Raw genomic sequence first — 25,119 nt, forward strand, 5'->3', positions numbered from 1 at the left:
CAAAACAGCCACATTCAAGACTTCCCACCATAAAATTTTTTTATTCAAAAGGTATAAAAAAACCCCACAAGAATGTGGGGTAACCTTAAAAAACCAAACATAACAAAATCAATTCAGACTGAAAGTACTTAGTAATTCAATCTCATTTCCCTTATAAGTATATTGGAAAAGTGTATTATCCCCAACCATTAACAGCACCTCCTCTAAAGGGATGACGTCATAGGTGTTAATGTCCTGAAAGTGATCTGTTAATTCCAGGCTGGGGGTATTTTTTGTATCATATATTTTTAATCCGGCGGTACCATCGCAAACAAACAACCAATCGTCTTTTACACCCAACCCATAAGGATTTTCCATATCATAAGATTGCAGTAATTGCGGATTGGACTTATCGGTTACATCTATTACATCAAGCTGACTCCACTCCTGTCCACAAGCATTTCCGCCCCTAATAGTCACATAAGCAATATCATCCTTTACCACCACAGGATCACAACCTAAAATATGACTAAACATAGATTTAAATTGAGGTACAGCCGGGTCTTCTAAACTATAAATGTACATACCACGAGAACTTCCAAGATACAGATGGTTCTCTTTATAAAAGATGGTTTCTATATCTCTTCCCACCCATTCGCTTTTTATCAATTCCGGATTTTCTAAGCCCGCAATATTAAAAACTGATAATTCATATTCATCTACTATATATAAATAATCCTCGTTGATATTAAATCGGGCAAGTGAACCACCGGTTCCCGATCCGCCTGCGGAGTTTGCTTCTGAATTTCCAAAGAAAGAATCCTCCCACACTGCTTCATTCGCCATTTCAATCTTCCTGGTTTCCATTAAATATCCCATTACAACTTCGGTTTCGGGATTAAATTTATTTCCATCTACAAAAGATGCATTAGCAGGAATTCTACTATTATGGTTGGGAAAAACATTCTTCATTCTTTTTTCCTCCTTAATATTATTCATGTCACTAACATCAAAAACCACAAGATCCATTGCTGAATTAGCAAACAGTATATTATCCTTTATCGCGACATCTGTATTTAGCGGAATTTCAAGAAATTTAATTTTAACGGGGTTATAAGGATCGGTATTATCTATAATATGCACTCCTTTATGAGCGTCATTTATAAAAACATAATCGCCATAGGTATATATTTTACCCGCTTCTGTAATAGCTCTTGGTTCAGATATTTTAACCATCGCCCTAAATTCTTCAATAGGTTTTACTATAGGGACTGCAACATTATAAAAATCTCCTTCAACATCATCTTTTTCACAAGAAGTGAATAGAGCCACTATGGCCAGGAGAAGCAACATAATTAAGCTGTAGAAAAACTTCATAATTATTAGGTTGGTTTCTATATAGATACAGCAAACACGAAAAGGTTGCGTAAGAAAATTAAAAAAATTGCTGTCACTTTGTCAGAAGTCGGTTTTACCCTTATCTTTGCATTTCTTAATCCTGAAAAAGGAACTTTGAATTATGGAGAAGAAAATAGACGAAAAAAAACAGGGAAACACCCTGGTGATGGAGCCTAAGCAGGAAAATAGCCGTAAACTTTTTATTGAAAGTTATGGGTGTGCAATGAATTTTAGCGACAGTGAGATTGTAGCTTCTATCCTGGCAAAAGAAGGTTTTAATACTACGCAAAAACTTGAAGAAGCCGATCTTGTTTTGGTAAATACCTGTTCTATCAGAGAAAAAGCAGAACAAACCGTTCGCAAACGGCTTCAAAAATACAATGCGGTAAAAAAAATAAACCCGGGAATGAAAGTTGGCGTTTTAGGCTGTATGGCCGAGCGTCTCAAAGAGAAATTCCTGGAAGAAGAAAAAATAGTAGACCTTGTAGTTGGGCCAGATGCCTACAAAGATCTACCCAACCTAATAAACGAGGTAGAAGCAGGTCGTGATGCTATAAATGTGGTTCTTTCTAAAGAAGAAACCTATGGCGATATTTCTCCTGTGCGACTACAAACCAACGGAGTTTCTGCCTTTGTTTCTATAACCCGTGGTTGCGATAATATGTGCACATTCTGTGTAGTACCTTTTACCCGCGGAAGAGAACGAAGTCGCGACCCACAAAGCATTGTTGAAGAAGTAAACGAGCTTTGGGATAAAGGTTTCAAGGAAATTACGCTTTTAGGTCAAAATGTAGATAGTTATCTATGGTATGGCGGCGGACTCAAAAAAGATTTTAAAAATGCTTCTGAGATACAAAAAGCTACCGCTACCAATTTCTCCCAGCTTTTGAAATTAGTTGCAGAAGCACAACCAAAAATGAGAGTTAGGTTCTCTACTTCAAATCCGCAAGACATGACCTTAGATGTGATTGAAGTTATGGCTGCCTATCCAAATATTTGTAAACACATTCATTTACCTGTTCAAAGTGGAAGCGACAGAATCTTAAAAGAGATGAACAGGCTGCATACCCGGGAAGAATATTTTAAACTTATAGATTATATAAGAGAATTAATGCCGGAATGCTCCATTTCCCAGGATTTGATAGTTGGTTTTCCAACTGAAACCGAAGAAGATCACAAAGATACTTTATCATTAATGGAATATGTAAAGTATGACTTTGGATACATGTATGCTTATTCTGAAAGACCGGGCACTATGGCTGCACGTAAACTGGAAGATGATGTTCCAGCCGAAACAAAACAACGGAGATTAGCTGAAATAGTAAAACTTCAACGGGAACATAACCACTTTAGAACGCAACGATTCCTTGGAGATACCGTAGAGGTTTTAATTGAAAGAGAATCAAAAAAATCCAGTGAACACTGGAGCGGCCGAACCACACAAAATACAGTAGCTGTTTTCCCAAAAGAAAACTACAAAGTTGGGGATTTTGTAAACGTAAAAATAAACGATTGTACCAGTGCTACATTGATAGGCGAAGCCTCCCCTAACCCCTCCGAAGGAGGGGAATAAAAAAAGGAAGAAAACAAAAAAGATATAAAAGTTATGACATTCTTAAATATAAATATTAACTACCGCATCTCACCCTTTGGGGGTTGGGGGGCTTTTAATTCCCCCTTTGGGGGCTAGGGGGCCTATGGAATCAATTCAGGCAGTAAAACAGCGATTTGGAATAATTGGCGACGATCAACGCCTTAACCGCGCTATAGAAAAAGCAATCCAGGTTGCGCCTACAGATATTTCGGTATTGGTAACCGGGGAAAGTGGGGTTGGTAAAGAAAGTATCCCAAAAATTATTCACTCGCTTTCTCATAGAAAACACGGAAAATACATTGCGGTAAACTGCGGTGCAATTCCCGAAGGAACTATAGATTCTGAATTATTTGGACATGAAAAAGGGGCTTTTACCGGCGCCACCCAAACCCGTAGTGGTTATTTTGAAGTGGCCGATGGCGGAACGATATTTTTAGATGAAGTTGGAGAATTACCACTTCCTACACAGGTTAGATTGCTTCGTGTTTTGGAAAACGGGGAATTTATAAAAGTAGGTTCTTCTAAAGTGCAAAAATCTGATGTTCGCATTATAGCGGCTACCAATATTAACATGCAGGAATCTATCAAAAAAGAGCGCTTTAGGGAAGATCTTTATTATAGGCTGAGTACGGTAGAAATCAATCTTCCTCCATTACGAGATCGTAAAGAAGATATCCATTTATTATTTAGAAAATTCGCCTCAGATTTCGCACTGAAATATAAAATGCCTACCATTAAACTTCAGGATGATGCGGTTAGTTTATTGCAAAAATACCGATGGGGAGGTAATATTAGACAGTTAAGAAATATCGCTGAACAAATTTCGGTTTTAGAGCAGGAACGCATTATTGGCCCTGAGCGTCTAAAAGAATACCTTCCAAATATTGGCAGTAATTTGCCCGCGGTAATTTCCGATAAAAAGAAGGAAAGCGACTTTAGTAATGAGCGTGAGATTCTATATAAAGTGCTTTTTGATATGAAAAGCGACCTCACCGATCTTAAGAAACTTACCTTAAAGTTAATGGAAAGTGGAAATACAAAGAAGGTTCAGGATGAAAATGAAAGTCTTATCCAAAAGATTTATGGTGACAATGAAGAAGGGGAAGATATAGATGCCGAAGAACTGGACGCGCTAAGCAACGAAAACCTGGAAGTCTTACAAATCCCGCAAAACAGTCCCAAATCTGAACTTAACAGAGAGAAAGACAAATATTATTTTGCTGAAGAAATTGAGGAAGAAGAAACCCTTTCTTTGCAGGATAAAGAACTAGAACTTATTAAAAAATCTCTGGAAAGACACAGTGGAAAACGCAAAGCTGCTGCTGAAGAATTAGGCATAAGTGAACGTACACTTTATAGAAAAATAAAACAATACAACCTCTAATTTTAGTCCCCGATTTTATGAAAAAGTCTGCTTTTATTTTATCTATGGTGCTTTTATTTTGCACACAATCTTGTGGGATCTACTCCTTTACGGGTGCTGATACTGGCGCTGCCGAATCTTTTCAGGTAAATTTCTTTCAAAATCAGGCCGATTTGGTAGAACCGGGAATAGATAGAACCTTTACCCTGCAATTACAGGATCTTATTCAAAATCAAACCAGTTTAAGCCTGGCCAATAGCAACGCCGATCTAATTTTTGAAGGTGAAATCATTGATTTTTATGTAGCCCCAATTACCGCTACTTCCGATAATACAGCAGCACAAAACCGGCTCACCATTGCAGTGAATGTTCGGTACTACAACACTTTGGAGCCCGAAAAAGATTTTGAAAGACGATTCTCTTTTTATGAAGATTATCCTGCGGAGGCTCAACTGGTTGGGGGCACCCTGGAAACCACGGTAAATGAAATCTTTACGCGTTTAACCCAGGATATTTTTAATGCGGCGTTAACCGATTGGTAATTATGGAAGCACCCGAATTCATAAAATTGCTGCAAAAACCTGCTAGCATTACCGCTGAACAAACTGGCGCTTTAGAAAAACTTATTCAAAAAGCTCCATATTTTCAGTCAGCTCGTGCAGTTAGACTAAAAGGTTTAAAAGAGCATCAGGAATTTAGTTACAATAGTGCGTTAAAAAAAACAGCTGCCTACACTACAAATCGTAGCGTTCTATTTGATTTTATTACTTCTAAAGAGTTTAATCAGAACAAAATTGCCAGGCAAATTCAGGATCAGGAAGAGCAATTGCGAAATATTACCGTTTTTGAACCCGAAGAGGTTTTTGCCAAAAGAAGCATGGCCATAGATGAAGCCATTAAGATGCAGCAATCAGAATCGGAACAGGTGATGGATCCCGATTTGTTTTCAGAAAAACAACAGAAAGCTAAAGTTCAAAAGGAACCTGATTCAGAGAAGAATGAATTAAAGTTAGGTGAACCTCTGGAATTTGATGCTTCAGAATCACATTCTTTTTCAGAATGGCTAAGACTTACATCGGCACAACCGATAAAAAGAGAAAAACAGTTAGAGCAAGAATCTCAAAAAGATGAGCTTCAGCATAAAAAGTTTGAGCTTATTGATAGGTTTATTTCCAAAAGTCCTAAAATAAAACCAGGCAAACCTACTAATAAATCCAACCTGGCCGAAACCAATACAACTCCACCAGAGTCCTTGATGACAGAGACTTTAGCCCGGGTTTATTTGGAGCAAAAAAATTATAAAAAAGCCATTCAGGCATATAAAATATTAATTTTGAAAAATCCCGAAAAAAGTGGTTTCTTTGCTGACCAAATTCGGGCAATCGAAAAATTACAAGAAAATAACACAAAGCAAGAATGAGCACATTCACGATTTTTTTAGCATTAATAGTTATTGTAGCCTTTTTACTGGTAGTAGTAATTATGGTACAGAATCCTAAAGGCGGTGGTCTATCTTCCTCTTTTGGCGGTAGCGGACAACAAGTAGGTGGAGTTAAGAAGACCGGAGACTTTTTAGATAAAAGTACCTGGACCCTGGCTACCCTTTTATTAGTCCTTATTTTACTTTCTAACGTAACAATTATGGATGATGCTGGTTATGGTGAATCAAAGGTTTTTGATGAATCAGCAATGCCTGAAAACACTGCTACTCCACCGGCTCAAATGCCAGGACAGTCAACAGAATCTGACAGCGCTCAATAAAGGCTTCATTCTTTATAGATATTACAAATGCCAGCTTATGACAAGCTGGCATTTTTTATTGGTAATTGGCAGTAAAAAAGAGGTGGCATAATTTTAGAAATAGGCCTAGTCGCTTATTTAAAGATTAATTAACCTAAATAAATTTATAAAAAATGGGACTAAACATTAAACCGCTCTCAGACAGAGTTCTTATTGAACCTGAAGCAGCCGAAACTAAAACGGCATCTGGAATTTATATTCCCGAAACAGCTAAAGAAAAACCACAACGTGGCAAAGTAGTGGCAGCAGGTAAGGGTACTAAAGATCACGATATGACTGTGAAAGTTGGTGATACTGTGCTTTATGGAAAGTATTCTGGTACAGAATTAAAACTGGAAGGAACAGACTACCTAATGATGAGAGAAGACGATATCCTTGCAATAGTGTAAGACTTCTTTTCCCCATTCCCGGGGAAATTTCAAAATAAAATATTATTAATTCAATTTCTGCTTCGGCGGAAATGACAAAATTAACTAACAATGGCAAAAGATATAAAGTTTGACATTCAAGCTCGCGATGGAATTAAACGCGGTGTAGATGCATTGGCAAATGCCGTAAAAGTAACTTTAGGTCCTAAGGGGCGTAACGTAGTAATAAGCAAATCTTTTGGTGCACCCACCGTAACTAAAGATGGTGTAACTGTAGCAAAAGAAATTGAACTAGAAGACCCACTAGAAAATATGGGAGCTCAAATGGTTAAGGAAGTTGCTTCTAAAACCAATGACCTTGCAGGAGATGGTACTACTACCGCTACTGTACTTGCCCAGGCTATCGTAAAAGAAGGTCTTAAGAACGTTGCAGCAGGTGCAAGCCCAATGGACCTTAAAAGAGGTATAGATAAAGCTGTAATTGCAATCACTAAAGATTTGGAGAAACAAACCAAAGAAGTTGGTGATTCTTCAGAAAAAATAAAGCAGGTAGCTTCTATTTCAGCAAATAACGACGAGCATATTGGTGATCTTATTGCTAAGGCTTTTGGTAAAGTTGGAAAAGAAGGTGTAATTACCGTAGAAGAAGCTAAAGGTACCGAAACTCACGTAGAAGTAGTTGAAGGTATGCAGTTTGACCGTGGTTACCTTTCTCCATATTTCGTAACGAATTCAGAGAAAATGACTGCAGATCTTGAAGATCCTTACATTTTATTGTTCGATAAAAAGATCTCTTCTATGAAAGATCTGCTTCCTGTTCTTGAGCCGGTAGCACAATCTGGAAAGCCACTTTTAATTATTGCTGAAGATGTAGACGGCGAAGCCCTTGCTACTCTAGTAGTAAACAAACTACGTGGTTCTCTTAAGATCGCTGCTGTTAAAGCTCCAGGTTTTGGAGATCGTAGAAAAGCAATGTTAGAAGATATCGCTATCCTAACCGGTGGTACTGTAATTTCTGAAGAAAGAGGATTCTCTTTAGAAAACGCTACTATTGATATGCTAGGTACTGCAGAAAAAGTAGCTATCGATAAAGATAATACTACTATCGTAAACGGTGCTGGTGATAACAAGCAAATTGAAGAACGTGTAAACCAGATCAAAGCTCAGATCGAAACCACTACTTCAGATTATGATAAAGAAAAACTTCAGGAGCGTCTAGCTAAATTAGCTGGTGGTGTTGCCGTACTTTATGTTGGTGCAGCTTCAGAAGTTGAAATGAAAGAAAAGAAAGACCGTGTAGATGATGCCCTTCACGCAACCCGTGCGGCTGTAGAAGAAGGAATCGTTGCCGGTGGTGGTGTTGCGCTTGTAAGAGCTCAAGCTGTTCTTGCTAAAGTAAAAGCTGAAAATGATGATGAGGCTACAGGAATTCAGATAGTGGTTAGAGCAATCGAATCTCCACTTAGAACTATCGTAGAAAATGCTGGTGGTGAAGCCTCTGTTGTAATCAATAAAGTTCTTGAAGGCAAGAAAGAATTTGGTTACGATGCAAAAACCGACACATTTGTAGATATGATGAAAGCCGGAATTATAGATCCTAAGAAAGTAACAAGAGTTGCACTTGAAAACGCTGCTTCTGTTGCCGGAATGATCTTAACTACCGAATGTGCCCTTGTTGATCTTCCAGAAGACGACAAAGGTGGCGGAGGTATGCCAGGCGGAATGGGTGGTGGAATGCCCGGAATGATGTAATAGCCCATCCATAACAAATATTAAAAAACCCGTTTCTTAATCGAAACGGGTTTTCTTTTTTTTCAGGAGCCTAAAAAGATAGATCCTCTTAATCTCAATTAGAAAATTATTATTCCAATCCTGGAACAATTCTTTTGCCGTGATAAGCCTTAGCATTGATTTTTCGGTGTAATTCTTCGATATTTTTTGAAGTGATTTTCCCAGCACAAATAACTTCCATATCCCCCGCCGTGGCAATTATATTTTCCAGCTGAGAAAGACCTTCCATTGCGGTACTTTTCCCACCGGAAGTAAGGATACCATTTACAACACCTGATTCTCTTAGAGATTTCACCGCTTCTAAAATAGCCGGGGTTTCATCAATGGCTTTATGAAATACAAGCTTTATTGGTTTTGCTATTTCCGCCAGTTTTTCAATAGCCTCAATATCTATTGATTTATTTTCTTTCAAAATCCCTAATACCACGCCATCTACCCCGATTTCTTTACAAAAGCTAATATCCATGGCCATTTGTTCCATTTCGGCATTATTATACATAAAATCACCAGCCCGGGGCCTAATCATAACGCGCACCGGAATATCCAGTTGAGAGCTAACCGAAGTAATCAATTCTCTTGAAGGCGTTAAACCGTCCAGCTCTAAATTTGCACAGAGCTCAATTCTATCGGCTCCATTTTTTTCTGCAATTACTGCCTGTTCCAAACTTTCTACACAGGCTTCTTTTAAATAATACATCACACTAATTTAATTTTTCTTCATAAAATCAAAGCCTCCTTTTCTAAGATTGATTCCAAATTCTAAATAAGCCTTTAAACAAGCAAGGAAATTCGCCCAACCCTCAGTATTTTGACCATACCACTTAATTCCCTTATCGTCGGCTTGCATTTTACCTTCGGTGATTTTTACAAGTGTACTATTTTGGGAAACTTCGGTCAGACTAATCTCAACATGCAGATTTTCATCTTTCATACCTTCCCATTCAAAAGAGACCAATTCATTTGGAGTTAATTTTAGCACAGTTACCGGTACATGTTCATCAAATTCGGGAAACTTCCAGCTTATAGATTTCCCCTCTTCCATCATCCCGGAGCTTTCAGCAATAAAATAATGCTTCATATATTCAGGATCTATAATAGCGTGGTAAATCTCAGCTTTTGGTTTAGCGATTTGCAGGGCGGTTTTAATTTCTAGCATTTTCATAAGTTGCAATTTACATCAATATAAAATAGAAATTCCAAACCTCATAGGTTTCAAAAACTTGTGAGGTTTAGTTTGGTTTTCGCAAAAAAATAGCAAAAAATGATTTTACGGATTCCTAAAACGAAGTTGTCAGGAATAACTCGTATTAAAATTTTTGAACAAGGTTAGTTATAGCGATACAGATTTCGGTAATTATTAGAATAAAATCATAATATACCCGGTTCATATCTTAAATCACTTCTGAGGTTCCTTAATGCAGTAATTGAAAGCCATTTCTCAAAACGCTTCCAGGGACTATAAAGCAAACAAAATACCTAAATTTTTCAAATAAAAAAGAGGAGATATATCCCCTCTTTTTTTTAACAAACAACTATTCAGGCTAATCCTGTGCCCACCATAATTCAGTTCCCTGTTCATCAGGCCCCTGCTCCTGTAGAGCTGCTTCAACATTTGCTCCATTGGTATTATATTCCTGGTTTCCATACCTCATTCGCTGTGGATATTCTCCATTTAAGTCTCCTGCCGCATAAATATCATAATCAGAAACTCCACTTGCTAATTCAGTCGGATAACCTGTATCTCTCACTACAGCCCAGGCTTCAAACCCATCTGTATAAGCAACAATCCATCTTTGAATAGCAATTTTCTCTAAGTTTTCCTCATCGGTTCCGTTTAATAGCGCCATGTCTTCGTTAGCAATAAAGGTTTCTATTGCGCTTTCTTCTACACTCCAGATTTTCATAGCCTGTCTTATTCCTTCTTGATATAATGCCTGGGCATCGCCAGAGCTAAGACCTTTTACGATAGCCTCAGCTTGCAAAAAGTTTCCTTCGGCTGCAGTAAATACTACTTCAGGAAAAATTTCTAATCCCTGGTTTTTTGGATTAATTACCCAATCTGCCGGTTCAGAAAATAAATTGTTTTTTACATGCGGATAGATTTCAGGATTTAATCTTGAAGGTTGACCAACATAATAATCCTGATCTGCAGAAACAGAAAGTGTGAATTCATCTCCCGAGCCAGTTTTTGTATAAGATACTCCGGCATTATCGAGTTCATCCAAAATAAATTCTACATGCTTATCAAAAAGGCTTGCTCCTGCCCCCTCAGCTGGTCTTGTAAAGGTGAAATCTCCACCAATTATTGGCTTGGCGTAACGGGACAGTCTTGGATCGTTATTATCTCTTAAATAATCAATGAGTGTTTTTCCTACATTCCATTTCGAGCCAATCCCTCCGAAATTATGCCAAATATCACCATAAGCTGCATTTCCAAATTGATCTATTTCGGTATCTTTTGCCATAAGTGCATTATCCATCTCAGTATTTAAAAGTGGAGCCTGCATAGCTTCTGAAATAGCTGTTTCGGCAAAATCTGCTCCTGGAGATCCCTGAGCTCTCAATGCCATTCTTAGCTTCAAGGTATTCGCTAATTTTTTCCATTGTTGAAGATCTCCATTAAAGAACAAATCGTTCTCTGCAAGAAACTCAATACCATCACCTGTTTCGGTTTGATCACCAATAATACTCATTGCCTGGTCTAACTCGGCTATCACCCCACGATAAATTTCAGATTGACTATCTAATTTTGGAGTAATGATATCTGGGTCTAATGCTTCTGAATACGGCACCATTCCAAAAGTATCGGTATACATTTGGTAATACAGTCCTTTCATCACAAGACCAAGAGCGTAAAAATTCTGATTTTCCAGATCTCCGCCTTCACCCACAAAATTTTGATAAACACTTAGGTTACTAACATAACCAGCTATCCAATTATAAGTGGCATCGGTATAACCTGCGCTGTAATCATACCCCAGGGAGCCAGTCCACCAGCAACCGTTATAACCAAAAGTAAATTGACCTGCATACCTATCGGCGTGTATTAATTGCGCTCTCCAGTAAGGAAACCGGTTAGGCGCATAAAGTTCTATTTGAATTCCGGTAAGAAAGTATTTTGCACTTACTTCTTCAGATCCAAATGCATCGGGTCTTGTATTGATCTCCTCAAAATCGGAACATCCGGCAAGTAAAAAGACCAACAACAAGCTTGTGCTAATTGTCTTTAAAATTCCTTTCATAATTATGTTATTAAAATTTAATATTAATATTTAAACCCAGACTACGAATAGTTGGTGCATTGTTAAGGGAAATACCCTGTCCTGTAAGCCCTGTACCTATTGAAGCTTCAGGATCAATATCATCGGCTTCCTTATAAATAAAGAACAAGTTTCTACCAATTACACCTACAGAGGCGGAAGTTAAACCTATATTACTTATAGATTCCCCTGGCAACCTGTAAGTTAAAGCAAATTCTCGTAATCTCACATTGGTTTGATCATAAACATAAGGCGCGGTAATATCAGAATAATTGCTCCAGTATTGTTGCGCGGTAATCTGAATATCATTTTGTTCTCCAGTAGCTTCATTAATTGCATCTATTGTTATCCCGCCATCTCTATATTGAAGACTTCTTTCAGAAACACCGGCACCATCAAGATAAGAGGAAGTAGCCGAGTAAATTTCGCCACCGAATCTTCCATCTATCAAAAATCTGAAATTCCAGTTTTTATAGGTAAAAGTATTGGTTAAACCTCCAATAAAATCTGGCTGAGCATTCCCTAGTTTTTCACGTTCAATAGAAGTTACCGGAAAGCCCTCTGCGTTTACTAACCTTTCTCCATTTTCATTGGTTTTCCAGGTTGTACCATAAAGATCACCAATTCCGCCACCAACTTCTGCTCTAACAGAAAGGCCTCCTAAACTATTTAAAACAGTATAATCTAAACCATCAATTAATTCTACCAACTTGTTGTTATTTCTGGACATATTTACAGAAACATCCCATCTAAAGTTTTCGTTTTGAATAGGTATTCCTCCAACCATAAGCTCAAATCCATTGTTCTTTACTTCCCCAACATTTTCTTTAAAGAAGCTGTATCCGGTTGAAAAAGGAACAGGTACATTAAAAATCATATCGTTCGTTACGATCTCATAGATTGAGAAATCTCCATACAACCTATTTTTGAACATATTAAATTCAACCCCAAATTCAGTAGATTTTACACTCTCTGGTTTTAGGTCTGGATTTAATTTTACGCTAGGACCCTCTAAAACAGTTAGTCCTAAGTAACCTTGTTGTGGAACACTAAATGTTTGGTATAATTGATAAACTCCTGTATCGTTACCTACTTCTGCCCAACTAGCTCTTAGTTTAAGCATATCCAAAAATTCTCTATCCGGATCTATAAAACGGTTCACTAGCAATGCATAACTTACGGAAGGATAAAAGAAAGAACGATTATCTTCACTTAATGTCGAGGACCAATCATTCCTGGCAGTTAGATCCAGATACATAAAATCATCGTAGGAAAAGCTAAAAGACCCATACAGTGAATTAATCTTCTTAACCCCTAAAGGAGTATGTGTACTAGTTTGAACGTTGGTGTTATTTAAAAATGCTCTGGAAGGCAATCTAAATTGATTTCCGCTAACACTCATTCCTTCAAAAGTACGTTTAGACAAACTACCCCCAACGTTGGCAACCAGGTTTAGTTTTTCGGTAAGATCTTTATCGGCTGTAATTAGAAAGTCACTATTTATTTCTACGTTTTTCCGATTACCAAAATTTAAGCGACCATCATAGAAAAAGTGATGTCCATAATCCTGAATATTTTCTGTTCTAACATTAGTCACATCACCACCAATTCTAATAAATGCAGAAATCCAATCATTAAATTCATAGTTTAATTTTGTGAACCCCAAAAAACGATCTCTACGCTCATCATTCGTGTCCTGTTTTAACATCCAATATGGATTACCAATACTTTTGTTCTGGCCTGCATAACTTATGGCCGCATATTCGTCGGGAAACATTTCTGGATTAGGCCATAGCGAAGGCTTATATCTTTTAAGATCATCTATAGCCACATTTCTTGGCGTTCTATACACATACGCCAAAACACCCTCTGTACCAACATTCACTCTATTTTCAAGTTCCTGGGTAAAATAGGTAGCTTTAGTATCTAATGTTAATTTATCAGATAAATCTATAAGTCCTCTTAGATTAAAGTTATGACTATGAAGTTCAGAATTTGGGATAACCGAAGTTGTCTGGTTATTAGTGTAGGAAAATCTTACACTGTGGTTTTCTCCACCCTGATCCATTGAGATGGTGTTTATACTTTTGATTCCATTTTCAAAGAAATCTTCTACATTATCTGGTTGTGCGGTATAGGATCTTTGTTCTCCTGTATAATATAACTGTTGAGAACCATCTAATAATGGCCCCCAGGAGCTAGAGCCGAAGTTATCTAAATCTGAATAAACTGCAGCGTTAGTTCCCTGTCCATATTCATTTTGATAATCTGGAAGAAACATGGTTTCTTCTATAGAGATATTAGAGTTAACAGAAATACCTAAACCTGCACCTCTTGTTCCTTTTTTAGTAGTAATTAGTATCACACCACTAGCAGCCCTTGAACCATAAAGCGCAGCAGCGTTTGGCCCTTTTAGCACTGATACTGATTCTATATCTGCAGGATTAATATCTGTAATTCCCCCGCCTGTAACGGTACTATTAAAAATACTTCCGCCAGATTCATTTCCTGAGGCATCAATTGGAATACCATCTACAACTACCAAAGCCTGGTTATTTCCCGTTAAAGTGTTATTACCACGAATAGTAATACGAGAACCAGAACCTACTCCACTAGCCTGATTAACTACTAAACCGGCTACCTTACCTACCAAAGAATTCGCAACGTTATAATCCTTTACAGTGTTTACCTCTTCCGAATCTAACTCGGTTACGGCATAACCCAGGGATTTTTTCTCTCTTGTTAATCCTAAAGAAGTTACCACTACCTCATCTAAAGCCTCAGTATCTGCAGAAAGTTGCAGATTTATTGTGGTTTGTCCATTTACAGGTATTTCCTGTTTCATATACCCTACCATAGAAAAAGCTAAAGTAGCGTCATTGGCAACCTCCAAAGAGTAATTCCCGTCAAAATCTGTAGAGGTTCCGTTACTGGTTCCTTTTTCCAATACAGTAACTCCCGGTAAAGGCATTCCGTTTTCAGAATCTGTTACTGTTCCTGTTACTGTCTGCTCCTGCGCAATCAAGTTTTGATTAAATGAAAAAAACATTAATCCTAGCAGGAATAATAATTTTTTACCCATGTGTAAATAGTTTTGGTTAGAATTTCACGCCTTAATGACGCATTTCAATTCTAAATATAACTAAATGTTACAAGAGTGTTAACTATTTAACAGTTTATTCGAGAAAAAACATATTTAATACGTTAAAATACACATTATACACAAAAACATTACGAATAAAAATTAATAAGCATTATATCTTTTATAAATTTTTAGGCTAATTTTCAGGAGTAATTAAATTTATTTCTTTAGAGTTTAAGAAAGTATTATGATCTATAAAAAAATCATTGGTGAGAAATTCAGGGATTTGATCACTAACAATTGTTTCTTTTGAAGGCTGAAAATTCAATATAATACTCTGATTATCATAATATTTAGCATTCAGATTTATTTTTACTTTTTCAAAAGCTGGTTTCGTAAAGGTATAATTAGGCTCTGAAGGAGTCACAGGATAAAATCCCATCATTGAATATACCAACCAGGCACTCATAGTACCGGTGTCATCATTACCAGGAAGACCATCTGGGCTATTTTTATAATATTTTTTTATAAGTTCAGTAACTTTACTTGAAGTTTTATTTTCACTGCCTTTAATATAATTATATAGGTAAGGGTAAAGTATATCTGGCTCGTTGGCCATATCGTAATGCCCCCCATCAAAAACCTTATCCAGTTTATTTTCAAATGCTGCAGCGCCCCCCATTATGTTCATCAAACCTTTGATATCATGAGGCACCATAAACAGATACTGCCAGGCATTCCCTTCTATATATCCAACATTCTTCTCAAAATTTGCTCCTGCTAACGGATCAAAAGGCTCATACCATTTACCGTCACTATATTTTGGTTGCAAAAAGCCTGTTTTTGGATTATAGAGTTTTTTATAAGACAAAGATCTGTCTAAAAAGGTGTTGTAATCCTTTTCTTTACCAAGACTTTTTGCTAATTGCGCGATAGCATAATCGGCTATATTATATTCCAGGGTTGTTGATACCGGCCCCGCAACGCCGCTATCTACGCCTAAATATCCATTATCTATATAGCCTTTAAGACCCGGACGCAATGGATTGTTAACAGTATCAAGCGCACTTTTCACCATAGCCTCATAAGCTTTCTCTACATCAAAATCTGTTAAGCCCCTCAAATAGGTGTCAGCTAAAACTACTGCTGCAGGATCTCCTACCATGGTAAAAGTCTCTGTTGAATTTAATTCCCATTTCGGCAACCATCCATTCTCATCGTACATCTCAAGCATAGAATTTACCATTTGCAGCTGCTCTTCAGGATATAACAAACTCATTAACTGATGATAATTTCTATAGGTATCCCATAATGAAAAAGTGGTATATCTTGTACCCTTGGTTTTACCAATTTTCCCGGTAGACACCTCAGGGTATTCCCCATTAAAATCGTTTAAAATATTAGGGTGAATTTGAGTGTGGTATAAAGCCGTGTAAAAAATAGTTTTATCATCCTTACTTCCGCCTTCAACCTCTACCACCTGGAGTTTTTTATTCCAGGCCTCTTTTGTTTTCGCATAAACTTCTTCAAAAGACGAAGCACCGACTTCTTTTTCTAAGTTCTCCCTTGCGTTATCAATACTCACGTAAGAAACACCAATTTTAACTTCTACCTCTTGTGGCTGCTTAAAATTGTAAGTCATATAAGCCCCGATACTATCACCTACTACTTCCCTTGTAAAACCTTCTTTTATTCGGGTTTTACCATTGTAAGCCATCCATTGAGCTTCTTCGCCTTTATATTTATAAGGGGTTTTCCATACTCCAAACTCATCTGCAGGCTTCGAGAATTTCGCCACGAAGTAAACGGGATAAGCTGCCTCAGCATTGTTATAGCAAAAAGATCCCACTGTGCGCATCCCTTCAATCTCGTTAGAAGAAACAACACGAACCATTGCTCCCTGCTCATTGGTAAGCCCTAAGCCTAAATTCAATAGAACATTAGATTTTCCCGCCGGAAAAGAATATCTGGAAACACCAACTCTTGTACTCGCTGTAGCTTCTGCTTTTACATCATATTTATCAAGATTAGCCGAATAATACCCAGCCTTTGAAACTTCATTTTTGTATGTACTCCCATATTGTAAATGATCTGTTTGCAACTCTCCTGTGGTGGGCATAGTAATAATCACTCCAAGATCGGGACAACCTACTCCGCTTAAATTAACATGCGAAAATCCTGTTAAAAACTGGTTTTCATTAACGTAAGGATTAGACAGCCATTGGCTATCTTTCTCCAGGGGGTTAAGTTCTATTCTTCCTGCAACATTAAATGGAGAAACGCTAGCCATACCTCTTGGAGCTATGGCTCCAGGATTAGTAGCTCCATAATTAGAGGTTCCTATAAATGGGTTCACATAATCTACCGGAACTTGTTGGGCGTTGATACATCCCGAAATTACAACAGCGAGAAAAGGTAAAATGATATTTTTCATAAATCGAATTAATTTTTATCTGAACTCAAAGAAAAAGGAAGCGCTTCTTTATTAACAGCTCTATTAGTATTAGGAGTATCGGTTAATTCAAATTTAAGTGTACCTCCTTGCATTAAATCCTTATAATTTAGATAGGTTTTATCCCATTCCTGCCCATTGAGGGAAGCCGATTCTATATAAAAGTTATCTTCGGAATTTTGATTAGCTATAATCTCAAATTTATTCCCATTCTCTAATTGTAATGTTGCTTTATCAAAAAGCGGACTACCAATTACATATTGACTGGCTCCCGGTGTAACAGGATAAAATCCTAATGAACTAAACACATACCAGGCTGAAGTTTGCCCATTATCTTCATCTCCAGGGTAACCATCTGGTGTTGGAGCATAAAGTTTAGTAAGTACTTCTCTAATTCTCTGCTGTGTTTTCCAGGGCTGCCCGGCGTAATTATACAGATAAATCATATGCTGAATGGGTTGGTTCCCGTGCGCATAATTACCCATATTCACTATTTGCATTTCTCTTATTTCGTGAATAGTAAACCCGTAATAAGAATCATCGAACTTAGGAGGCATTTCAAAGACAGTATCCAGTTTTTTGGTAAATGCCTTTTTTCCTCCCATTAAATCAATAAGTCCATTAATATCCTGAAATACACTCCAGGTATAATGCAAGCTATTACCTTCTGTAAAAGCATCTCCCCATTTTAGAGGATTAAATGGTTCCTGAAAAGTGCCATCTTCATTCTTTCCGCGCATTAGGTTGGTGGAAGGATCAAATAACTTTTTATAATTATAAGCTTGTTTATAAAAGCGATCTGCAATTTTTTCTTTTCCCAGCTCTTTCGCCATTTCTGCTATGGTCCAATCGGCATAGGCATACTCCAGCGTTCTTGCAGCATTTTCATGAATATCTACGTTGTATGGAACATAACCCAATTCATTATAATAATCTACGCCTTCCCTTCCTACAGAAGATACCGGCCGCCCTTCTTCAACATTGGCATTTTTTAGGATTGCCTCAAATAACACATCAACATCTTCAGGGTATACATTTCCTTTTAAATAGGCATCTACAATTATAGGAGCAGAATTCGAACCAATCATTACACCTCTATGACCCGGGCTGGCCCATTCCGGCAACCAGCCAGATTCTTTGTAAGTATTGGCCAAACCAGCCATTATTTTTTTATTCAGCTCTGGATACATCATATTAAAGAAAGGAAATACAGCTCTAAAAGTATCCCAAAAGCCATTATCGGTAAACATATAGCCCGGTAAGATTTTACCATTATATGGACTATAGTGCACGCGTTCTCCCTCTTTATTTATTTCATGAAATCTTCTTGGGAACAATAAAACCCTATATAAACTTGAGTAAAAAGTTTCTATATGATCTGAATTTTCTCCCTCTACCTTTATCTTACCAAGTTCCTGGTTCCATATTTTTTTGGCATTGGTCTTTACCTCCTCAAAATCCCTATCTCCAATTTCTGAATCTAGATTTAGTTGTGCCTGCTCTGCACTAATAAAGGAAGAAGCAACTTTCACATTCACTTCCTCACCTTTTTTGGTTTTAAATCCAATAATGGCCCCCACATGGTCGGCTTCTGCACTTGTAGAATTTCGCTGAAGCTCCCAATCATCTTTCCAGGTGTGCTTAATCTCAAAATCCTTATCAAATTGAGCAACAAAGTAATTATGAAAATTTTCAGGTACACCGCCGTGGTTGTTTCTGGCATAGCCAATTATCTTACGCTCTTCGGGAATAATTTTCACCATAGATCCTTTATTAAAGGCATCTAATACAATATATGAGCTGTCAGAATCTGGAAAAGTAAACTTAAAATGCGCCGCTCTTTCTGTTGGCGCTACTTCTGCCGTCACATCGTAATCGGCTAGATAAACACTGTAATAATGCGGTTTTGCAGTTTCAGCTTTATGAGAAAACCAGGATGCCCTTTCCTCTTCTTCAAATTTCAAATCCCCGGTTACTGCCATTAAAGAAAAAGCTGCATAATCATTTAACCACGGACTTGGCTGATGTGTTTGTTTTATTCCGCGAATTTTATAATCGTCATATTTATAGGCCCAACCGTCTCCCATTTCAGCCGTTTGTGGTGTCCAGAAGTTCATCCCCCAGGGAAGTGCAATTGCAGGATAGGTATTCCCATTAGACAAATCGAAAGCAGAATCTGTACCCATTAAGGTATTTACATAATCTACATAAGAGACTTTACTTTCTTGCGCGTAAGTACTTGCTGAAAAAACAAGCGCAAAGAGTGTGCTGAACAATAGACGTACTTTCATTTTTATATTTTTATTTTAATTCCACAACATTTGCCTAACGGCAATACCATTATAATCCGGTTAAGCAGAACTTTATTCTACAATTATTTCATCTAAAAATAGCCAGGCTCTACCTCTTCCGGGTAAGCCTTTATAAACATCTACTTTTAACTTTACAAACCTGGCTTCCTGCGGCTCAAAATTGATCTCAAAATCTTTTAAGCCAATAGCTCCATTGATTTTAAACTCCCTGGAAACTTCACCAACCTCAGTATAATTTTCTCCATCCTTAGAAACAAAAGCAGTTACTTTAACCGGAAAATAGATCCCAGAGCCCTGGTTTTCCATAGCTCCAACTTTCAGATTTTCTATTGTTGTTACTTCACCTAAATCTACAGTGGTTTCCACATCTTCTCCTAACCATCCAAGCCACTGCCCATCATGGAAATTCTTGGTAGCCCTAATCACGTTAACCGTAGTATTTTCTCCTACCCCTGTATAACTATCGTGATACATAGGTTTATAAGTAACTTCTTTACCTACAGCTTTATGAAAATGAAAATCTTTAACCAGGGTATCTCCTTTAGGTTTTCCATTCTCAAAGACAGCAGCTCTTAACAAACTGCTACTATCAACATTAATAGGTTCCTTATATAAAGTTGAGGAAGCATTTAAATCCTTATCGTTTAATGTATACCTGATTTCAGAACCTGGGAATTCATTTTTCAAACCTATTTTAATCTCACCGGAGGTAGCATCTACTTCGCTCTCTGCAGTTACTGAATATGCACTGGTAGCATAATTGATTCCCATAAGGTCGAAACGCTTAAAAATTACCTGCATCCTTCTGGAAAAATCTGCCCAATCCTTATCCTCTTCCGGAATCCAAAGTACTTCAGACAAAGCTGCTAATCTTGGGAAAAGCATATATTCTGAAAGCTCTGGAGTATCGATAAACTCAGACCATAAATTTGCCTGTCCGCCTAAAACATGTTTTTTCTGAGCTACGCTCATGCTATCTACTACCGGATCAAAATCATAGACTTTACTTAGCGGTGTAAAACCAGAAAATGCCATTGGCTCAGTATCAAAGTCTCCCTGATAAAAATTAAAATACACGTGACTTCCCGGGGTCATAATCACATCATGACCTTGCTCTGAAGCTTCCCAGCCACCTTTGGTGCCTCTCCAGCTCATCACTGTAGCGCCAGGCGCCAGACCACCTTCTAAAATCTCATCCCAACCAATTAAAACCCGATCATGAGAACTCACAAACTCTTCCATACGGCGAATAAAATAACTCTGCAGCTCCTCTACATCAGCTAATCCTTCTTCTCTTATTCTACGTTGACAATCGTCACATTTTTCCCATTCTGTTTTTGTAGCCTCATCGCCGCCAACGTGAATATATTTTGCAGGGAATAATTCCATTACCTCCAACAATACGTTCTCTAGAAACTCAAAAGTTTCGTCTTTACCTGCACAATAAATATCGGTTATTGGCCAAAGACCCCCCGAAGGTACCGCTACCGGTTTCCCGGTACAGGAAAGCTCTGGGTATGCAGCAATCGCACTAGTAACGTGTGCAGGCATTTCAATCTCAGGAATCACATCAATTCCATGTTTACCGGCATAAGCTACAATCTCTTTAATATCTTCCTGAGTATAAAAACCTCCATAAGTTCCTTTTTCTCCAGGTTTATTATCGCTACGGGCATCCCAATGTTTATTTTCCTGGTCTACTCTAAAACCTCCAACTTCGGTAAGTTTTGGGTATTTCTTAATCTCAATTCTCCATCCCTGATCGTCTACCAAGTGTAAATGCAGGGTATTCATTTTCAAGAAAGCAAGTCTGTCTATAGTTTTAAAAATATATTCTTTCTCAAAAAAATGTCTGGAAACATCCAACATTAATCCACGCCATTCAAACCTAGGTTCGTCGCTTATCTTTATTTGTGGAATTTGCCAGCTTATATCATTTACTTCTTCTTTACTTTCAATTTCCAGGGGCAATAACTGTCGTACAGTTTCAAGCCCATAAACAAAGCCCGAATAAGACGCCGCTTCAATAACAATCTTTTTGTCATCTACTAAAAGCTTATAAGCTTCTTCATTCAAATCCTGATTCCCTTTAAACTGAATAAAATTAGTTTCGGGTTTTTCCTCAAGTATTTTTAGCTCCCATCCTGCAACAGCTTCAAACTTCGCACTTAATAATTCTGCAATATCACGTTGATTTTCTCCTTCTAAGACAAAGCCGGTTTCATTTGTAAAATTAAAACTACCCTCGTTTAACTTTAATTCTTTAGGCTTGGGAATAAGGTTTAATTCATCTTCTGAAAAAGTCTTTTGCTTGTTCCCGGAACAGGCCGATAAAACTAATACTGTTAAACATAGTAGGTAAGAAAGAGATTTCATCATTTGTAAATTTTATTTGGCTTTGGTGTTTTAATTTGAATATTTCCAGGTTTCTGCTTTTCGGGCTTATTAGTCATTTTAAAAATTAACTCCCCTCCAGAAACTATTTCCTTATGAGTTATATATGCACGATCCAGCTTTTTACCGTTAAGGTGCACACTTTTCACATAGATATTGTTAGGAGAGAAATCTTTTGTTTTTATGCTAAAAATATTACCCTCCGGCAAACTTATTTCTGCGTTTTCAAAAAGCGGAGCTCCAAGAATATAAGTACCCTGCGCAGGGTTTACAGGATAAAACCCAAGAGAGCTAAATATATACCATGAAGACATTTGTCCGCAATCTTCATTTCCACAATGGCCAGCAGGCTCATTTTTATATTGGGTTGTAAGTATCTCCCTTACCAATTTTTGTGTCTCAGACGGATTATTTAAATAATTATATAAATAAGCGACGTGATGACTAGGCTCATTACCATGGGCATATTGGCCAATCATTCCTGTACTAAAAATTGGTAGCTTATCTGTGGCCAGTGGATGATAAGCAAACATAGAATCTAATTTTTGCTCAAACCTTTGCTCCCCTCCCACTTCTTTAACCAGTTCCGGAATATCTTGTGGTACAAACCAGAAATATTGCCAGGCGTTACTTTCACTAAAATATTTTGTATATTCCTTTGGAATAAAATTCTCTACAAATTCGCCATTTGCAGTTTTGGGACGGAAAAAAGTACTTTGTTCATCATAAATATTTTTCCAGTTTTGAGAACGTTCTAAAAAATATTCATAATCTGCAGTTTTACCTAAATCTTTAGCAAACATAGCTATGCACCAGTCGTCGTAGGCATATTCCAGCGTTTTTGAAACACTCCAATCTTCATTTTCTTCTCCCGCAGGTACATAACCCAATTCCCGGTAAACGTCGATTTCCCTGTCATTGGCCATAGCACTTGCTTTACAGGCTTTATAGGCTAAATCGGCATCAAATTCGAAGCCTTTAAAATAAGCATCCACAACCACGGGTACTGCGTGATATCCCAGCATCATATTGGTTTCGTTTCCTTGCATAGACCAAACCGGAAGCAAACCGGTTTCTTTATAATGAGCTAACATCGATTTTATAAAATCTGGCACTTTTTCCTGCTGAATAATAGTATAAAGTGGATGCGCTGCACGAAAAGTATCCCATAACGAAAAGGTATCGTAGCGCTCAAAATCTTTGGCTTTTTCTACTTCTCCATTTGCACCTTTATAATTTCCATTAGGGTCACTAAGCAGGGTTGGTGCCAACATAGACTGATACATCATGGTATAGAAAACCGCTTTTTGATCTTTATTGACTGTCTTAATTTTTATTTTCTCCAGTTCATGCTGCCAAACCTCATCGGCCTCTGCGCGGTAACTATCAAAATTAAAATGTGGGGCTTCTGTTTGCAAACTGGCATAAGCTCCCTTTATATTCGCTGAAGAAACTCCTGTTTTTAGAATGATTTGCTCTCCTGAAGTAGTTTTATAATTCAGGATAATTTTAGTATCGGCTGCTGTAATTTGTTTTTCTGAAACCTTTTTTCCGGCTTCGAAAAGCTCAAAATCTTTAAATGGTTTAGAAAACTTCATTACAAAATAAACCCTTTGATCATTTGCCCATCCGGTAGACTTTCTATAGCCCTCAATCACCGAATCATTTACTACTTTAATATGAGTTTCAGTTGGGCGATCCCAATTAAGCGCATAGCCCAAATCAACATGAATTTGAGACCTGGAATCTTCAGGAAAGGTGTATCGTTGTATTCCTGTTCTTTTGGTTGTAGTAAGTTCTGCTTTAATATCGTAATCTAGCAGTTGCACCGAATAATAACCAGGAGAAGCTTCCTCCTGCTCATGACTAAAATTTGAAAAAGGCTTATTATTATTTTCCGGAATTCGTTTAGAAAAACGACTATTGGTTGGCATCACCAAAATATCATAAAGATCTCCTGCACCGGTTCCGGAAAGGTGCATATGGGAAAAACCACTAATTATAGAATCCTGGTAAAAGTAACCAGAAATACGATCCCAACCTCCAATCCCATTATCGGGACTTAACTGCAGCATCCCATATGGAACTGTGGCACCGGGATAGGTATTTCCCGGGCCATCGGTTCCAATAAAAGGGTTTACATATTCCGTAAGTCTTTGCTTTTGGGCAAAAACGGAAACAGTAAACAGCATTAATAAAAACAAACCTAAATTCTTCATCTACTTACTTGCTTCTTTTATAGCTTTTAATTGCTCTTTGGTAAGTGCATTTCCATCAAAAAACGAAATACCTTTAGCACCATTTTCTTTAGCAAGTTTAATTGCCTCGGTAACATCTTCTCCACTCATAGGAGGTAAATACACTCCCGTATGCAAATCAGTATTTCTGCCTTTTAGATCTTCTACACCCTGTTTTGTTGCATATCCAATCCAGTCTAGCTCTTCGTTATAGAAATTATGGTAAATCATTGGTAAAACGGCGTCAATTTTCCATTTATCCCAACGTTGTCTCACCATGTGATCTGCCATCTCTGGATAAGGAAATACAGCTGCAGTTAATTCTTTATTATTCGCATGTACAATTTCGTAAGCATCGTTAACTACATCTCTAATTTTATTTAAACGGAATTGCTTCCATTCCATATCTATAGCAGGATTTTCAAAATCTCTCGGGTTTTTGTGGTGAATTTGTTCAAATTCAGCAACACAAACATCACAGTAACAGAAATCAAACTCAGCAAGTTCTTCCTCCTGTTCTAAATCATATTTAGGCAATAATCCTATTGGCAAAAAGATATCAGAAAACCGTATATAATCAAGGTGTACACTCGCAACACCATCAACCTTAGACAAACCTTCCACTAAACCTAGCACGTGATTTCTTGATTCTTCTCTTGTAGGGCATAGCCATTGGTAATAATCTACATAAGGCCTGGTATCGTGAGTAGAATTTCCATCTCTACTTACGGTATACCATTCTGGGTTTTGTAGTGCAACACTATCTCCCGGGCGGTTCATAGCCATAATCCAGGCGTGTACTTCCAGCCCTTCTTTTTTAGCCAAAGGAGCTAAACGAGAAAGCAACTCAGGATCGGTATTGGTATTTATAAGTACCGCTTCAATTCCATTTTCGCTATATTTTTTAAATTCTGAAGTATAAGAAGAGTCTGCTCTTTTTACATCTGCAGTGGTCCAGACCCAGAATTTAAAATCTTCCTGTTCTTCTTCAGTATTATTATCCTGATTCTTTTTTGAAGCTGTCGCATTATCCAGGCAGGAAGTAAAACCAAAGGCTAACAAAACAATTAATAAAAGTTTAGTTTTCAT

Annotated in this window: 17 protein-coding genes; 7 read left to right on the top strand and 10 right to left on the bottom strand. The window is 37.5% G+C overall.

Annotated elements, in window-relative coordinates; genetic code table 11:
* Window positions 1-108: 108 nt before the first annotated feature.
* Window positions 109-1,356, bottom strand: a complete 1,248-nt coding sequence (locus B5X51_RS04725) for an LVIVD repeat-containing protein (RefSeq protein WP_079719744.1) — start codon at window positions 1,354-1,356, stop codon at window positions 109-111.
* Between the two features lie 142 nt (window positions 1,357-1,498).
* On the opposite strand from B5X51_RS04725, the gene miaB reads away from it, so the two are divergent.
* From miaB to groL, 7 genes are all read left to right on the top strand, one after another.
* Complete coding sequence (gene miaB, locus B5X51_RS04730; RefSeq protein ID WP_079719745.1) at window positions 1,499-2,950, top strand: tRNA (N6-isopentenyl adenosine(37)-C2)-methylthiotransferase MiaB; 1,452 nt, start codon at window positions 1,499-1,501, stop codon at window positions 2,948-2,950.
* Window positions 2,951-3,074: 124 nt separating this feature from the next.
* On the top strand, window positions 3,075-4,355 hold the full coding sequence (locus tag B5X51_RS04735) for a sigma-54 interaction domain-containing protein (RefSeq protein WP_079720717.1): 1,281 nt from the start codon (window positions 3,075-3,077) through the stop codon (window positions 4,353-4,355).
* Between the two features lie 17 nt (window positions 4,356-4,372).
* Window positions 4,373-4,876: an LptE family protein gene (locus B5X51_RS04740; protein ID WP_079719746.1), complete on the top strand. Its 504-nt coding sequence runs from the start codon at window positions 4,373-4,375 to the stop codon at window positions 4,874-4,876.
* A 2-nt stretch (window positions 4,877-4,878) separates the two neighbouring features.
* On the top strand, window positions 4,879-5,754 hold the full coding sequence (locus tag B5X51_RS04745) for a hypothetical protein (protein ID WP_079719747.1): 876 nt from the start codon (window positions 4,879-4,881) through the stop codon (window positions 5,752-5,754).
* Window positions 5,751-6,095, top strand: coding sequence for a preprotein translocase subunit SecG (secG, locus tag B5X51_RS04750; RefSeq protein ID WP_079719748.1), 345 nt, complete (start codon window positions 5,751-5,753; stop codon window positions 6,093-6,095). Before B5X51_RS04745 ends, secG begins: the two co-directional genes overlap by 4 nt.
* 152 nt (window positions 6,096-6,247) lie before the next feature.
* Window positions 6,248-6,523 (top strand): co-chaperone GroES, encoded by a 276-nt coding sequence (locus B5X51_RS04755; RefSeq protein ID WP_079719749.1) that lies wholly within the window; start codon window positions 6,248-6,250, stop codon window positions 6,521-6,523.
* Window positions 6,524-6,613: 90 nt separating this feature from the next.
* Complete coding sequence (gene groL / locus B5X51_RS04760; RefSeq protein ID WP_079719750.1) at window positions 6,614-8,254, top strand: chaperonin GroEL; 1,641 nt, start codon at window positions 6,614-6,616, stop codon at window positions 8,252-8,254.
* A gap of 109 nt (window positions 8,255-8,363) precedes the next feature.
* On the opposite strand, the gene B5X51_RS04765 is transcribed toward groL, so the two are convergent.
* The 9 genes from B5X51_RS04765 to B5X51_RS04805 form a co-directional block, all read right to left on the bottom strand.
* Window positions 8,364-8,990, bottom strand: a complete 627-nt coding sequence (locus tag B5X51_RS04765; protein ID WP_079719751.1) for a copper homeostasis protein CutC — start codon at window positions 8,988-8,990, stop codon at window positions 8,364-8,366.
* A gap of 9 nt (window positions 8,991-8,999) precedes the next feature.
* Window positions 9,000-9,455, bottom strand: a complete 456-nt coding sequence (locus tag B5X51_RS04770; protein ID WP_079719752.1) for an SRPBCC domain-containing protein — start codon at window positions 9,453-9,455, stop codon at window positions 9,000-9,002.
* Window positions 9,456-9,834: 379 nt separating this feature from the next.
* Window positions 9,835-11,535, bottom strand: a complete 1,701-nt coding sequence (locus B5X51_RS04775; RefSeq protein ID WP_079719753.1) for a SusD/RagB family nutrient-binding outer membrane lipoprotein — start codon at window positions 11,533-11,535, stop codon at window positions 9,835-9,837.
* A 10-nt stretch (window positions 11,536-11,545) separates the two neighbouring features.
* Window positions 11,546-14,635, bottom strand: coding sequence for a SusC/RagA family TonB-linked outer membrane protein (locus B5X51_RS04780; protein WP_079719754.1), 3,090 nt, complete (start codon window positions 14,633-14,635; stop codon window positions 11,546-11,548).
* A gap of 196 nt (window positions 14,636-14,831) precedes the next feature.
* On the bottom strand, window positions 14,832-17,069 hold the full coding sequence (locus B5X51_RS04785) for a GH92 family glycosyl hydrolase (RefSeq protein WP_079719755.1): 2,238 nt from the start codon (window positions 17,067-17,069) through the stop codon (window positions 14,832-14,834).
* An 8-nt stretch (window positions 17,070-17,077) separates the two neighbouring features.
* On the bottom strand, window positions 17,078-19,378 hold the full coding sequence (locus tag B5X51_RS04790) for a GH92 family glycosyl hydrolase (RefSeq protein WP_079719756.1): 2,301 nt from the start codon (window positions 19,376-19,378) through the stop codon (window positions 17,078-17,080).
* Window positions 19,379-19,450: 72 nt separating this feature from the next.
* The gene (locus B5X51_RS04795) at window positions 19,451-21,778 is read right to left on the bottom strand and encodes a glycoside hydrolase family 20 protein (protein ID WP_245828703.1); all 2,328 of its coding nucleotides are present in this window, start codon (window positions 21,776-21,778) and stop codon (window positions 19,451-19,453) included.
* Window positions 21,775-24,012 carry a GH92 family glycosyl hydrolase gene (locus B5X51_RS04800; RefSeq protein WP_079719758.1) on the bottom strand — a complete coding sequence of 746 codons (2,238 nt, stop codon included), beginning with the start codon at window positions 24,010-24,012 and terminating at the stop codon, window positions 21,775-21,777. The genes B5X51_RS04795 and B5X51_RS04800 overlap by 4 nt, the downstream gene beginning before the upstream one ends.
* A complete protein-coding gene (locus B5X51_RS04805) occupies window positions 24,013-25,119 on the bottom strand; it encodes a family 10 glycosylhydrolase (protein ID WP_079719759.1) in 1,107 nt (368 codons plus the stop codon).

It is taken from the genome of Salegentibacter holothuriorum (assembly GCF_900168045.1).
GTDB lineage: Bacteria > Bacteroidota > Bacteroidia > Flavobacteriales > Flavobacteriaceae > Salegentibacter > Salegentibacter holothuriorum.